Below are 13,291 nucleotides of genomic sequence, written 5' to 3' on the forward strand. Positions count from 1 at the left end.
CTAGGCCGGCTCCGTGCTCTCGGTTTCCCAGTCCACCGTCACGACGATCTTGCCGCGCGTCCGGCCCTTCTGGTTCAGCCGGTGTGCGTCCGCCGCCCGCTCCAGCGGGAACGTCTCGGAGACGTGCACGCTCAGCACGCCCTGTTCCGCCAGATCGGACAGCCGCTGGAGGTCCTCCGCGTCGGGGCGGACGAAGTAGTAGCGGCCGCCGTAGTTCACGACGTCGGGGTCGGCGATCGACGCCAGGCGCCCCTCGGGGGCCAGCAGGTTCGCCGAGACCTTCAGCGTGTCGCCGCCGACCGTGTCGAACAGCGCGTCCACCCCCTCGGGCGCCAGCCCCCGGACCCGTTCGACCAGCCCCTCGCCGTAGGTCACCGGCTCCCCGCCCAGACTCCGCACGAAGTCGTGGTTGGGCTCGCTCGCCGTGCCGATCACGCGGGCGCCGAGATGCACCCCCAGCTGCACGACCAGCGAGCCGACACCACCGGCCGCGGCGTGCACCAGGACCGTCTCGCCCCGCTTCACGTCCAGCACCTTGGTCAGCACCTGGTAGGCGGTGAGCCCGGCCAGCGGCAGCCCCGCCGCCTCCTCGAAGGAGAGGTTGCGCGGCTTGCGGGCGAGGGTGCGCACGGGTGCGGCCACGTACTCGGCGAAGGTGCCGCGGGAGAGGAAGTCCTCGCGTACGTACCCGATGACCTCGTCCCCGACGTCGAACTCCGAGACGGCCACGCCGGGCCGTACGACGACGCCCGAGACGTCCCAGCCGGGCACCACGGGGAAGGCGGCTTCGAGGATACTGTCGAGGTAGCCCTCACGGGCCTTCCAGTCGACGGGGTTCACGGCCGCGGCCCGCACCTTCACCAGCACCGAGTCCGGGCCGACCTTGGGGTCGCGGACCTCCCCGAACGCCAGCGCGTCGGGTCCGCCGTACCGTGAGTAGCTGATCGCCTTCATGGGTCCGACCTTCCGGGCTCTCCTTGTGGCACGCAAGCCGGATGGCCTGAACGAAGCCGCCGGGCACGCCCCGGGGCCCGGCGGAACGGGCCGTCGGCCTATCGTGGCCCCGATCACGTTTCGGCCCCGCTCTGGACTACATACCGACCGGTCGGCATCATGAGTCGGGAACCGTCCACCTGCCCGTAGGAGCGACATGAGCCCCGACCATCCGCCCGGACTCGATCTCGACCGGCTGCGCAGCCTGCTCGAACGGGAGCGGCCCGGCCTGGTGACCGGTCCGCTGTCCGGCCGGCTGATCGAGGGCGGACGGTCGAACCTCACCTACGCGCTCTCCGACGGTACGTCCCGGTGGGTCGTACGGCGACCCCCGCTCGGTCATGTCCTGGCCACCGCGCACGACATGAGGCGCGAGCACCGGGTGATCAGCGCGTTGCACCCGACGGCCGTGCCGGTTCCCGACCCGGTGCTGCTGTGCGAGGACGTGGAGGTGCTCGGAGCGCCGTTCTACGTCATGGAGTTCGTCGAGGGCACCCCCTATCGCACCGCCGACCAGCTCGCCCCGCTCGGCCCGGAGCGGACCCGGGGCGCGGTGCTGAACCTGGTGGACACGCTGGTGGAGCTGCACGCGGTCGACCCGGGCGAGGTGGGGCTCGCCGACTTCGGCCGGCCCGAGGGCTTCCTGGACCGGCAGCTGCGGCGCTGGGGCAAGCAGCTGGACGCCTCCCGTAACCGCGACCTGGACGGCATCGACGAACTGCACGCCGCCCTCGGCCGGGACCTGCCCCGCTCCCCCGCCCCGGCCGTCGTGCACGGGGACTACCGGCTCGACAACGTCCTCATCGGTGGCGACGACGAGATCAAGGCCATCCTCGACTGGGAGATGTCGACGCTCGGCGATCCGCTCACCGACCTCGGCCTGCTGGTGATGTACAGCATGCCGCTCGGCATGCCCGACTCCCCCGTCTCCACGACCGCCGAGGCCCCCGGGCACCCGGCGCCGTCCGAACTGATCGAGCGGTACGCCGCACGCTCGGGCCGCGACGTCTCCGCGGTCGCCTGGTACACCGCGTTCGCCTGGTTCAAGCTCGCCGTGATCCTCGAGGGCATCCACTACCGCTACACGCTGGGCCAGACGGTCGGGCGCGGCTTCGACCGCATCGGCGACCTCGTGCCCGTCTTCGTCCGGCACGGACTGACCACGCTCCACGAAGGCCTCCAGGAGGGCTGATCCAGATGGACTTCGCTTTCGACGCGCGCACCGAGGAGCTGCGCGCCAAGCTCCTCGCCTTCATGGACGAGTACGTCTACCCGGCCGAGGCGGTGGCGGAAGAGCAGCGCGCCGGGCTCGCCTCGCCGTGGGAGACGGTGCCCGTGGTGGAGGAGCTGAAGGCCGAGGCACGCCGGCAGGGCCTGTGGAACCTCTTCCTGCCGGACTCCGAGTACGGGGCCGGGCTCACCAACCTGCAGTACGCGCCGCTCGCCGAGATCATGGGACGGTCGCCGCAGCTGGCGCCCACGGTGACCAACTGTGCGGCGCCCGACACCGGGAACATGGAGGTGCTGACCCAGTTCGGTGACGAGCAGCAGCGCAAGCAGTGGCTGGAGCCGCTGCTGGCCGGTGAGATCCGCTCGGCGTTCGCGATGACCGAGCCGGAGGTGGCCTCCTCGGACGCCACCAACATCACCACCCACATCGAGCGGGACGGCGACGAGTACGTCATCACCGGCCGCAAGTGGTACATCTCCGGGGCGATGCACCCGGACTGCAAGATCTTCATCGTGATGGGCAAGACGGACCCGGACGGGGACGACATCCGCCGTCAGCAGTCCATGGTGCTGGTCCCCCGGGACACGCCGGGTGTCACGATCAAGCGGGCGATGCAGGTCTTCGGGTACGAGGACCACTACCACGGCGGTCACGCCGAGGTGGTCTTCGACCACGCGCGCGTGCCGGCGTCGAACCTGATCGGCGAGGAGGGCGGCGGTTTCGCCATCGCGCAGGCCCGGCTGGGCCCCGGGCGGATCCACCACTGCATGCGGCTGATCGGCATGGCGGAGCGGGCGATCGAGCTGATGTGCCGGCGGGCCGTGTCGCGAACGGCGTTCGGCAAGGCGCTGGCCCAGCAGGGTGTGGTGCACAACTGGATCGCGGACGCGCGGGTCACCGTCGAGCAGTTGCGGCTGCTGGTGCTGAAGACGGCGTGGCTGATGGACACGGTGGGGAACAGGGGGGCCCACACCGAGATCCAGTCCATCAAGATCGCGACCCCTCGGGCGGTGGTCGACATTCTCGACCGGGCGATCCAGCTGCACGGGGCGGGTGGGGTGAGCCAGGACTTCCCGCTGGCGGAGCTCTACGCCGGGGCGCGGACGCTGATGATCGCGGACGGGCCGGACGAGGTGCACCAGCGGTCGCTGGCCCGGCGGGAGCTGAAGCAGTACCTGTGACACGCGGCGGCGGTGGGCGCGCCCCCACCGCCGCTTCACCCCCTGCGGGGGCTGGATATGTCCAGGTGGTTGCGCAGAGCGCCCGGACTGCGGGACCGGACCGTTCGTCGCACGACGTCTTCCCCGGGAGGGCGACGCGTTCTCGGCCGTCGACATCGTCACCGGCGCCCTGGCGGCCGGTCTGGAGCCCGAGTCGGTGCTGCTGGACGTCGTCGGCGCCGTCCAGCACAAGGTCGGCATCGAGTGGGCCTGGGATCACCGGCACCTACGAGTACCTGACCGGCACCGGGGACGGAGTCACCTGATCACGGCCGCAGGGCGCGCATCAGCAGGTCGGCCAGGTGGTCGGCGACCTGCTGAGGGGTGAGGGGGCCGTCGGGGCGGTACCAGGTGGACAGGTGGTGGACCGAGCCGAAGTGGTAGTCCACGACCAGGTCCGCGGGGGTCGCCCTGGAGAAGACGCCCAGCCCCTGCCCCTCCTCCACCAGCGCACGGAAGCGCTCGTGGTAGCGACGGCGCTCGGCGCGCACCTGCTTGTTCTTCTCGGGGCTGAGATGGTGCATGGACCGCCAGAAGATCATCGCGTCGTCGAGGCTGTCGATGGTCGTCACCACGACGTCCGCAGCCGCGGCCCGCAGCCGCTTCTCCACCGGCTCGTCCGAGTCCGCCACGGCGTCCAGCCGCTCCTGCTGGATGCGCAGCACGCGCGCGTACACCTCGTGCAGGAGGTCGTCCTTCGAGCCGAAGTAGTGGTACAGCGCGCCCTTGGTGACGCCGGCCGCCTCGACGATCTCCTGCACCGAGGTGCGGTCGTAGCCCTGCTCGGCGAAGAGCCGGGTGGCGGCGGCCAGGAGCCGCTGAGGCACGGGCGTGCCGTCCGAGTCCGTGGTCCTGGGCACTGCCGCCACCTGCCTTTCCGTTCTGCTGTCAGTTGCCGTGCGTACGGGAACGCAGTTCCCGACGGAGGATCTTCCCACTGGCCGTCTTCGGCAAGTCCGGCAGGATCTCCACCTGGCGCGGGTACTTGTAGGCGGCCAGTCTCTCCTTGCAGTAGGCGGCGAGCGCATCCGGGTCCGTCTCGGCGTCCGGACGCAGGCTGATGTACGCCTTGACGGTCTCCCCGCGGTACCCGTCGGGCACGCCGACGACGGCGGCCTCGCGCACCGCCGGGTGCGTGTAGAGGACGTCCTCGACCTCGCGCGGCCACACCTTGAAGCCGGACGCGTTGATCATGTCCTTCTTGCGGTCGACGACGTACAGCCAGCCCTGCTCGTCCATGAAGCCGATGTCGCCGGTGCGCAGTTCGGCGTCGGCGAAGGTCTCGGCGGTGGCGTCGGGGCGGCGCCAGTAGCCGGGCACCACCTGCGGTCCCCGTACGACGATCTCGCCCTGCTCGCCGAACGGCACCTCGGCGCCGTTGTCGTCGACGATCCGTACGACCGTGTCGGGGCCGGGCAGGCCCACGGCGAGGGTCCCGGAGACCGGGTCGACGGGCGCCTCCAGACCGGGCGGCACGGAGGCGCAGGGCGCGGTGCACTCGGTCAGCCCGTAGCCGTTGCGGATGTACGGCCCGAAGCCCGCCCGGAACTTCTCCACCAGCGCGGGCGGCAGCGGGGCGCCGCCGGAGGAGATCACCCGGAAGGAGGAGAAGTGGTCGCGGGTGACGGAGGGGTGGGCGGCCAGTGCCATGAAGGCCGTGGACGGGCCGACGGTGTAGTGCGGCCGGTGTTCGCTGAACGCGTCGAGCACCACGCCCGCCTCGAAGCGGTAGGCCAGCACGAGCGTGCCCCCGCTGTCCAGACAGGCGCCGAACTGGCAGACCATGCCGGTGATGTGGAACAGCGGCGCCATCGCGAAGTAGACGGGCCGCTCGGGCAGCCCCAGACCGGTCCGCTGCCGCACGGCGTTGTACATGATGTTGCCGTGCGTGTTGGTGGCGCCCTTGGGTGTGCCGCTCGTGCCGGAGGTGTAGCTGATCAGCGCGATGTCCGAGGGGCCGGGCTCGCGGCCCTCGGGCGCCTTGTTCCCCGCGCCCGCCACGGCCACCAGATCGTCGGCGTCCTGGGCCTGCGGCAGCCGCTCGAAGGTCAGCACGCGCGCGTCGCCCCGGGTCTGGAAGTCCAGCTCGCACGCGGTGAGCACGATCCGTACGGGCGAGTCGGCGGCCGTCTCGCGCAGGTACGACTCCCAGGCCCGGTCCGCGCAGATCAGCGCGGCCACCTCGCCGTCCCGCAGGACGTGGGCCACCTCGCCCGACTTGTACATCGGGTTGACGGGCACGACGACCGCGCCCGCCTTCCAGGCGCCGAGCACGGCGAGCACGAAGTGCGGGGAGTTCTGCAGCAGGACCGCGACCCGGTCGCCGCGCTCCAGACCGCGTGCCGTCAGATGCCCGGCGACGGAGTCGCTGAGCTCGTCGACGTCCCGGTAGGTGAGCCGGCCGTCGAAGTAGGCCAGGAAGTCGCTGTCCGGTGTCTCGGCCACGGCCCGGCGCAGGGCGTGCACCAGGGAGCCGGCGGGGCTGATCGCGGCTTTCTGGGCGTCGTTCAGCAGCCCCAGCCAGGGCTTGGCCGCGTAACGGGACTCGGTCACCGGTTCTCCTCCCACTGCTGCTGGATACGGTTCATGCCGGTCAGCCACCGGTCGGGGTCACCGGCCCGGGCCTGGTGGTACGCGGCGACCTCCGGGTGCGGCAGGATCAGGAAGCGGTCCTCCTCGACGCCCTTCACCAGGGCGTCCGCCACCGCCTCCGGTTCGATCGCGGTCGGCTGCAGCACCAGGTCGCCCGCGCTGCCGGTGGCGGCGAGCATGTCGGTGCGCACGCCCTGCGGGCAGATGGCGTGGACCTTCACACCCCGGTGCCGGTACGTCAGCGACAGCCACTCGGCGAAGGCGAGGGCGCCGTGCTTGGTGACGGCGTAGGGCGCGGCGCCGATCATGGTGAGCAGCCCGGCGGCGGAGACGGTGGAGACGAACCGGCCGCTGCCGCGCTCCAGCCAGGCGGGCAGCAGTTCCTGCGCGGCCCGCACATGGGCCATGACGTTCACGTCCCAGGAGAGGGCCCACGCCTTCTCGTCCAGGGGCCGGCCGGGCTCGATGCCGTCGGCGGCCACACCGGCGTTGGCGCAGTACACGTCGACGGTCCCGCCGAGCGCGTCCCGGGCGTCACCGACGATGCCCGAGGCATCACCGGGCACGGCGACGCCCCCGACCTCGTCCGCGATGTGCTTGGCCCGCTCGGCGTCCAGATCGTTGACCACGACCCGGGCCCCTTCGGCGGCGAAGCGCCGGGCGAGCGCGGCCCCGATCCCGCCACCGGCCCCCGTGACAACCACCCCGGCCCCTTGAAAGGCTCCCACCATCGGTCTCCTCAGTCGCGGCTCAGCAATGGCGCCAGACTAACCGGTCGGTATGTGCCAGGGAAGGGGTATCGACGACGCCCCGACAGGGGCGCGGGGCTGTACCCATATGCGGCTCCGCCGGGTGGGCGCGATCGACCACAGCCGGCCCGCAGCCTCCCCACAATACGCGGGAGCGCATACCGTGCCCATGCCGACCATCCCCGCTCAAGGAGGTCACCGCATGCGCCCTTCGAGACGAGCCGTACTCACAACCGCCGCGGCGGCAGCCGTATCAGCCACGTCCACCGCATCCGCCGCCCAGCGCCGCAGGCAACCGCGCACCGGCTTCGAAAGACTGGCAGACACCGGCTACGCCCTGCTCGACGACCAGAAGATCGGCATCGTCACCAACCCCACCGGCATCACCCGCGAGGCCCGCCACATCGTCGACGTCATGCACCCCGACCCCCGCGTCGACCTCACCGCCGTCTTCGGCCCCGAGCACGGCTTCCGCGGCACTGCCCAGGCCGGCGGCTCCGAGGGCCGCTACGACGACCCGGCGACCGGCCTGCCCGTCTACGACACGTACCTCAAGAGCGGCCGGGCACTCGCCGACGTCTTCACCGCGTCCGGCGTGGACACGGTCGTCTTCGACATCCAGGACGTCGGCGCGCGCTTCTACACGTACATCTGGACGCTGTACGACTGCATGGAGGCCGCGCAGCTCGCCGGCAAGCGGTTCGTGGTCCTGGACCGGCCCAACCCGGTGACCGGCCGCGCGGCGTCGGGGCCGGTGCTGCACAGGGAGTTCGCCACGTTCGTCGGGCGGCAGCCCGTCTCCCAGGCCCACGGGATGACCGTCGCCGAACTGGCGCGACTGTTCAACGGCGAGTTCCTCACGGACCCCGTACCGCTGGAGACGGTGACGATGTCGGGCTGGAAGCGGTCGGAGTTCTACGACGCCTCCGGGCTGCCCTGGGTGCCGCCGAGCCCCAACATGCCGACGCCGGAGACGGCGCTGGTGTACGCGGGGACGTGTCTGTTCGAGGGCACGAACCTGTCGGAGGGGCGCGGCACGACCCGGCCGTTCGAGCTGCTGGGGGCGGAGGGGATCGACGGGCGCTGGGCCGCCGCGGCGAACGAACTCGCTCTGCCCGGCGTGCGGTTCAGGGAGGCGTACTTCGCGCCCACCTTCTCGAAGTTCCAGGGCAAGACGATCGGCGGAGTGCAGATCCATGTGCACGACCGGGAGGCGTTCGACGCCGTACGGACGGGAATCGCCCTGCTCGTGACCGCGAAGAAGGTCTGGAGCGGTTTCGCCTGGCGCCCCGACAACTGGATCGACAAGCTCACCGGTTCCACGCGCGTGCGCACGATGATCGACGCGGGCGCGGACACCGACGAGATCGTGGCGGACTGGCAGCGGGAGCTGGCCGCGTTCCGAAAGACGCGGCGGGCGTACCTGCTCTACCGCTGAGCGCGCACCCGCCCGCCCAATAGGTCCGTGACGTATGGCCATTCGCGTCCGTTGGCAGGACGATACGCCCACATCGCGGCGTCACCCGGGGGACGAGGGGGCCTGTCATGGCGGATCCGGCGATGAGTGCGACTCCCTACTGGGAGCTGGCCTTCGACGCGGACGGGGACCCGGCGGGCCGCCGGCGCGACCGGCTGCTCGCCGGGGTGACCGAACGGAAGGTGCGCGACCTGGTCGTCTTCGCGCACGGCTGGAACAACGACCGTTCGAGCGCGACCCGCCTCTACGACCGCTTCTTCGCGCCCGTTCCGCGGCTGGCCCCGGCGGCCCGGATCGGGTACGTCGGGGTGCTGTGGCCGGCGATGCGGTTCTCCGACGAACCGATCCCGGACCTGCCCCGGGCGGTGGCGGCCGAGACACCCCCGCGCCCGGCGCTCGACAAGGACACCCGGCACGCACTGCTGGAGACCTTCCCGGGCCGGGCGGTCCTGGTCGACCAGATCGCGCGGCTGCTGGAGCAGCAGCCGCCGGAGGAGGCCGAGCTGGAGGAGTTCGGGCGGCGGGTGCGGCTGCTGGTGGAGGTGGTGGCGCCGGGGCCGCAGTCGCTGTTCGCGGCGGACACGGTGGCGGAGGGCGTGCCGCAGAGCGAGCCGGAGATGGTCGCCGGGTCCGCGGCGGCCGCCTGCGAGGAGTTCGCGCGTGCGCTCGCGGAACTGGAGGCGTCCGGGGCGCGGCGCGGGTTCCGGCTTCCGAACCCCTGGGACGGGGCGCACGAACTGCTGCGGCAGGCCACGTACTACGCGATGAAACGGCGGGCGGGAACCGTCGGTGAGCGTGGTCTCGGCCGGGTGGTCGGGCAGCTCGCGAAGGCGGCGCCGGGAGTGCGTGTGCACCTCGTCGGGCACAGCTTCGGCGCGCGGCTGGTGTCGTTCGCGCTGCGCGGCCTGCCCGAGGGCGTGCGCACGGTGAAGTCGGTGACGCTGCTCCAAGGGGCGTTCTCGCACTACGCGTTCGCGGCCCGGCTGCCGCACGACGCCCGCGCGGGAGGGGTGCTCCAGGGACAGCAGAACCGCGTCGACGGCCCCCTGGTGTGCTGCCACTCCCGGCACGACTCGGCCCTCGGCACGCTGTACCCGCTGGCCTCGCGCATGGCGGGCGACAGCCGGTCGGTCTCCGGACCGGACATCGGGCGGGCCCTGGGTGCCAAGTGGGGAGCGCTGGGGCACGGCGGGATCCAGGCCGTGCCGGGCACGCGCGCGTACACGCTCGCCGAGGCCCTGCGGGCGGAGCTGCCCGCCTCGGGGTGCGTGAACGTCGACGCGGCGGCCGTGGTCAGACGCGGCGGACCGCCTGCCGGGGCGCACAGCGACATCCTGCACGAGGAGCTGGCCCGGCTGGTGCTGGCGGCGGGCCGCATCCGCTGACCCGCCGCCGGCCCGTGTGTCACCGGTGCGAGGTGAACTCCACGACCTGCTGGTAGGTCGGCCGGTTCTGCCAGCTGATCTTGCCGTGCTTGATGCCGCCGAGAGTGCGGTGGTTGATCGAGTCGGCGCACCACTGGTCGCCCGCCGAGCACACGTCGTCGCCGGGGTAGACCTGGGCCGCGGTCCTGCCGGCCGCCTGCTTCAGGGTGCTGATGAGGCTGTCCCGGCAGGCGCCGAGGCTGCCGGCGCCGCAGTACGCGCGGGCCAGCGGTCCCCGCACCTGCTCACCGAGCACGGCCCGGATGTCCTTGTCGACATAGCTCCACCAGCCGTACTGGAAGGAGCTTCCGGCGTGCGCGCCGTTGGGGCCGTGTGCGGCCGACGGGGACTCGTCGACGGGGAGGTTGGCGGTCATGGCCTCGTAGAGCTCGCTGCCGAGGCCCGGTTCGAACTCGGCCTCGACCAGCAGCGGCCACCAGGCGTCCAGGACGCGGATCGCGTCGGCGTCGGCGTACTTCTTGGAGCCGGCGGAGGTCTCCGTGCGTTTGCCGCCGGCCGTCACCCAGGCCTGGAGCTTGCTCACGGCCGCCGCCGCGGTGGAGTCGGTGACCGGCGCGCTGTTGATCACCTTCAGCAGCTTGGGCAGGACGTCCTCGGCGCGCAGGTCGGCGAGGGCCGCGTCCGCCATGGCCCGCACCAGCGCGGCCCGGGTCACCCCGCCCTGCTGGACCAGCTTCTTCACCCGGTCCTCGAGGAGGTTGCCACGGTGCACGGAGCCGTTGCCCCAGGGCGCGGTCGTGTAGTCCTTGGCCTGCTTGTTGTTCCAGGAGACGTAGTAGTCCTGGTCGATGGAGTTGGGGTGGGCGGAGGGCGGTGTGTAGTCGGCCGTGTTGGTCGCCGGGTCCCAGCCCCGCCACTCGTAGGCGGGCCGCGCCCACACCGGGAACTCGGCGTCGACGCCGTTCGCGCGCACGGGGTTGTCGCCGCTGTTGTAGTAGGCGGTGTGCTCGGAGTCGGCGTAGAACCAGTTGAACGTGTAGTTGATGTGCTGCGTCGCCTGCTGGAAGGACTCCGGGCCCTTGACGTAGCCGGGGTCGTTCAGCATCTGGAAGCCGATGATGGAGTCGGCCTCGTGCATGAAGGACGAGCGCAGGGAGGTGTAGGCGACCTTCTTGCCGCCGACCGTGGCGCGGGACTCGACGGGTCCGTACTTCGTGCGCCAGACGCGCATCGTGTACGAGCCGGCCGCGGTGCCGTCGGCGGTGGTCGGCTTCCAGGCGTTCTTCTGCTCGATCTTCTCCATCGGCGTGCAGGTGCCGCGGTACAGGTAGTGGTAGTCGTCCTGGCACAGTTCGACGGCGTAGGTGTCGATGATGTCCTGGCCGGAGGTCGTGGCGCTCCACGCGTAGTCCTGGCCGCGGCCGAGTTCGACGTACATGCTCAGGCCCGCGAAGGAGGCGCCGCGGGCGCTGATGCCCGGCCCCTGGAGCTCTTGGAGCAGCAGCAGCTGCGGGGCGAAGTAGCCGGTCTGCGGGCCGAACACGGCGACGGGGTGGCCGCTGGCGGTGTGCTCGCCGCTGACCACGAGGGCGTTGGACATGCCGCGCCTCGCGGACGACACGGCCGTTCTGGTCGCCTCACCGGACGCGCCGGTGGCGCCGGCGGAGGCGGCGCTGCCCGTGCGGTCGTAGACGAGCGGCTCGGGCGCGACCGAGCCGGCGTCGGGGACGGCGGTGCCCTGGGGGGCGTCCGGTTTGGTCGCGTACGGGAAGCCGCCGTCCTGGACCGTGAGGACGGCCTCCGGGTCGTTGCGCATCCGGAAGGACTCCCAGACCTTGGTGCCTTCGACCGCGCCGTACTTCTCCTGGGCGGCGAGCAGGGAGAGCGCGTTGTTGACCTCGCCGCCACCGCCGGAGCCGAACAGCGCGCCGATGACGGAGCCCAGCGCGACCATGTCGGTGATCTTGAAGTGCTCGATGGTGCCGGCGTTGGTGACGGAGTCCTTGTGTCCGGTGAGGACGTACTCGCCGGGGAAGTATCGGCCACTGTCGGAGGCGTCGATGTAGGCGTTGATGCCGTCGAGGTAGGCCTTGGAGTCGGCGAGGGCCTGCTTGCCGCGTTCGCCGTTGGTGGCGACGGCGTTGTCGATCTGCGCCTGGAGGTCGGCCTCGGAGTACGGGGCATGGCGCCAGAACTGCTGTTCCAGCCCCTGGTTGGCGGGCGCGCCGCCGGCGAAGGAGGTCAGCTGACCGCGTCCGACGTGCCGGAAGACGTCCATGAGCCACAGCCGGTCCTGGGCCGCCGCGTAGCCGGCTCCGAACTCCGTGCCGTACCTGGTGGTGCCGGTGATGTGCGGCACACCGGCCTTCTTGTCCCGGACGATCGTCACGTCACTGCGCCCGGCGGGCTTGAGGGTGGAGGCGACCTGGTCGGCGGGGACCCCGAAGGAGGCGTCGTTGAAGAAGGTGTTGATCTTGTCGTTGGTGAGGCCGGAGTACCCCTTGGCGAGGCCGGCGTAGGGCCCGAGCTGGTCCTCGGCGTGTTCGGGCTGGGTCCCGAATGCCTGGTTCAGGAGGATTTGGGCGAGTGTGGCGTTGCCGTTCTGGCCGGGCGGGAGGATGTCCGAACACTGGTTGCCGCAGTAGTCGTTCGCGACCGCCGTGGCCTGCGTGTTCGCCGTCTCGGAGGCCGCCGCCTGCGAGAGTGGCGACAAAAGGCCGACCATCAGCGCGCATATCGATGCGGTCTTCAGGAACCCGTGGATTCCGCGGGGAGTTCTCATTCTGTCGAGAACGGTGTGTGGGTGACGCCGTGGCATGGGGGGCTCCTCCCGTGGGGGTGGCCGGATGTTACCGCCGGTATCACCCGGATTGAAGATGAACAGGCGTCACTTTTTGGAGTCAGCACAACAGGCACACGGACCACGGCAGTCGACCGGCGAGCCTCTTCGGACGGCTTATGGAGGCCATTTGAAATCAGATGGAGCCGATTCGCTTGTCGATACGTCTATTCGGCGACGTCCGTACGACGACGCCGAAGTGACCGGATTACAGGTGCAGGTGTGACGGAGGTGCAGGACGATGGCCGGTTTCCGGAGTCTGGCGAGACAGGTCCGCGATCCGCGGTGCGATCTGGCATTGCGGCGCTATTCGCTGCGCAAGTGCCTTGAGAGGTTCGCCCCTTACGGGCACAGGGCGACCTGGGACCACTTGTGCTCCCGGGCAGGGTTCGGTCCCGAGGACCGGTCCCCCGATCCAGCGCGGCTCGTGGCCGCACTGGACGAGCTGGAGGAGGCGCGGGCGGTCTGGCTGGCCTACGAGGTCGAGTTCGCCGAGCGTCGCAAGAAGGAGAAGCACGACGGACTGCGCAGGCCGGGCAGCGTGGACGACTGGCACCGGCTGACCTGGGGCGGGTTCGGTGTGGCGTGGTGCGACGATCCGACGGTCCATCCCCGTGAACCGCTGGCCGAGGTGCTGCGCCGGCTGATCGCGGCGCTGGAGCGCGAGCCGGGCGCGGAATGCCCGGTGTGTGGCGGGGAGCGGCTCGTCTGGAAGCACGACCTGGGACCACGAACCCTCGACCGGCCCGGTCTGCACGGACTGCGGGATCCTGGTACCGCGTCCCGTGCTCACGCCCGGAGCCCT

9 protein-coding genes and 1 pseudogene are annotated in these 13,291 nt (G+C 71.2%); 5 read left to right on the forward strand and 5 right to left on the reverse strand.

Translation table 11 applies throughout. The features are described 5' to 3' along the window. Positions 1 to 954 carry an NADP-dependent oxidoreductase gene (locus SSQG_RS07730; RefSeq protein WP_003989170.1) on the reverse strand — a complete coding sequence of 318 codons (954 nt, stop codon included), beginning with the start codon at positions 952 to 954 and terminating at the stop codon, positions 1 to 3. 196 nt (positions 955 to 1,150) lie between these two features. Here SSQG_RS07730 and SSQG_RS07735 point away from each other — a divergent pair, with 196 nt between their 5' ends. Further along, entirely contained in the window at positions 1,151 to 2,185 is a 1,035-nt protein-coding gene (locus SSQG_RS07735) for a phosphotransferase family protein (protein WP_003989171.1), read from the forward strand. Positions 2,186 to 2,190: 5 nt separating this feature from the next. After that, entirely contained in the window at positions 2,191 to 3,405 is a 1,215-nt protein-coding gene (locus SSQG_RS07740; RefSeq protein WP_003989172.1) for an acyl-CoA dehydrogenase, read from the forward strand. A gap of 305 nt (positions 3,406 to 3,710) precedes the next feature. On the opposite strand, the gene SSQG_RS07745 is transcribed toward SSQG_RS07740, so the two are convergent. The 3 genes from SSQG_RS07745 to SSQG_RS07755 are packed head-to-tail and all read right to left on the reverse strand — an operon-like array spanning position 3,711 to position 6,767. Next, on the reverse strand, positions 3,711 to 4,304 hold the full coding sequence (locus SSQG_RS07745) for a TetR/AcrR family transcriptional regulator (RefSeq protein WP_039932120.1): 594 nt from the start codon (positions 4,302 to 4,304) through the stop codon (positions 3,711 to 3,713). Between the two features lie 28 nt (positions 4,305 to 4,332). Continuing rightward, entirely contained in the window at positions 4,333 to 5,997 is a 1,665-nt protein-coding gene (locus tag SSQG_RS07750) for a class I adenylate-forming enzyme family protein (protein WP_003989174.1), read from the reverse strand. Further along, positions 5,994 to 6,767: an SDR family oxidoreductase gene (locus SSQG_RS07755; RefSeq protein WP_003989175.1), complete on the reverse strand. Its 774-nt coding sequence runs from the start codon at positions 6,765 to 6,767 to the stop codon at positions 5,994 to 5,996. Before SSQG_RS07755 ends, SSQG_RS07750 begins: the two co-directional genes overlap by 4 nt. Positions 6,768 to 6,987: 220 nt before the next feature. Between SSQG_RS07755 and SSQG_RS07760 the strand changes: the two genes are divergently transcribed. Both SSQG_RS07760 and SSQG_RS07765 read left to right on the forward strand, forming a co-directional pair. Then, a complete protein-coding gene (locus SSQG_RS07760) occupies positions 6,988 to 8,223 on the forward strand; it encodes an exo-beta-N-acetylmuramidase NamZ family protein (protein ID WP_003989176.1) in 1,236 nt (411 codons plus the stop codon). Positions 8,224 to 8,330: 107 nt separating this feature from the next. Beyond that, the gene (locus SSQG_RS07765) at positions 8,331 to 9,647 is read left to right on the forward strand and encodes a hypothetical protein (protein ID WP_003989177.1); all 1,317 of its coding nucleotides are present in this window, start codon (positions 8,331 to 8,333) and stop codon (positions 9,645 to 9,647) included. Between the two features lie 19 nt (positions 9,648 to 9,666). Here SSQG_RS07765 and SSQG_RS07770 read toward each other — a convergent pair whose 3' ends face one another. Continuing rightward, on the reverse strand, positions 9,667 to 12,465 hold the full coding sequence (locus SSQG_RS07770; protein ID WP_003989179.1) for a penicillin acylase family protein: 2,799 nt from the start codon (positions 12,463 to 12,465) through the stop codon (positions 9,667 to 9,669). Positions 12,466 to 12,727: 262 nt separating this feature from the next. Between SSQG_RS07770 and SSQG_RS07775 the strand changes: the two are divergent. Further along, positions 12,728 to 13,291 (forward strand): annotated as a pseudogene (locus SSQG_RS07775) (hypothetical protein); the annotation flags it as partial.

This window comes from Streptomyces viridochromogenes DSM 40736 (genome assembly GCF_000158955.1).
Lineage (GTDB): Bacteria > Actinomycetota > Actinomycetes > Streptomycetales > Streptomycetaceae > Streptomyces > Streptomyces venetus.

Coding starts and splice junctions, on each gene's coding strand:
- SSQG_RS07735 (WP_003989171.1), top strand. CDS start 1,151: ATGAGCCCCGACCATCCGCCCGGACTCGATCTCGACCGGCTGCGCAGC.
- SSQG_RS07760 (WP_003989176.1), top strand. CDS start 6,988: ATGCGCCCTTCGAGACGAGCCGTACTCACAACCGCCGCGGCGGCAGCC.
- SSQG_RS07765 (WP_003989177.1), top strand. CDS start 8,331: ATGGCGGATCCGGCGATGAGTGCGACTCCCTACTGGGAGCTGGCCTTC.
- SSQG_RS07730 (WP_003989170.1), bottom strand. CDS start 954: ATGAAGGCGATCAGCTACTCACGGTACGGCGGACCCGACGCGCTGGCG.
- SSQG_RS07755 (WP_003989175.1), bottom strand. CDS start 6,767: ATGGTGGGAGCCTTTCAAGGGGCCGGGGTGGTTGTCACGGGGGCCGGT.
- SSQG_RS07740 (WP_003989172.1), top strand. CDS start 2,191: ATGGACTTCGCTTTCGACGCGCGCACCGAGGAGCTGCGCGCCAAGCTC.
- SSQG_RS07770 (WP_003989179.1), bottom strand. CDS start 12,465: ATGCCACGGCGTCACCCACACACCGTTCTCGACAGAATGAGAACTCCC.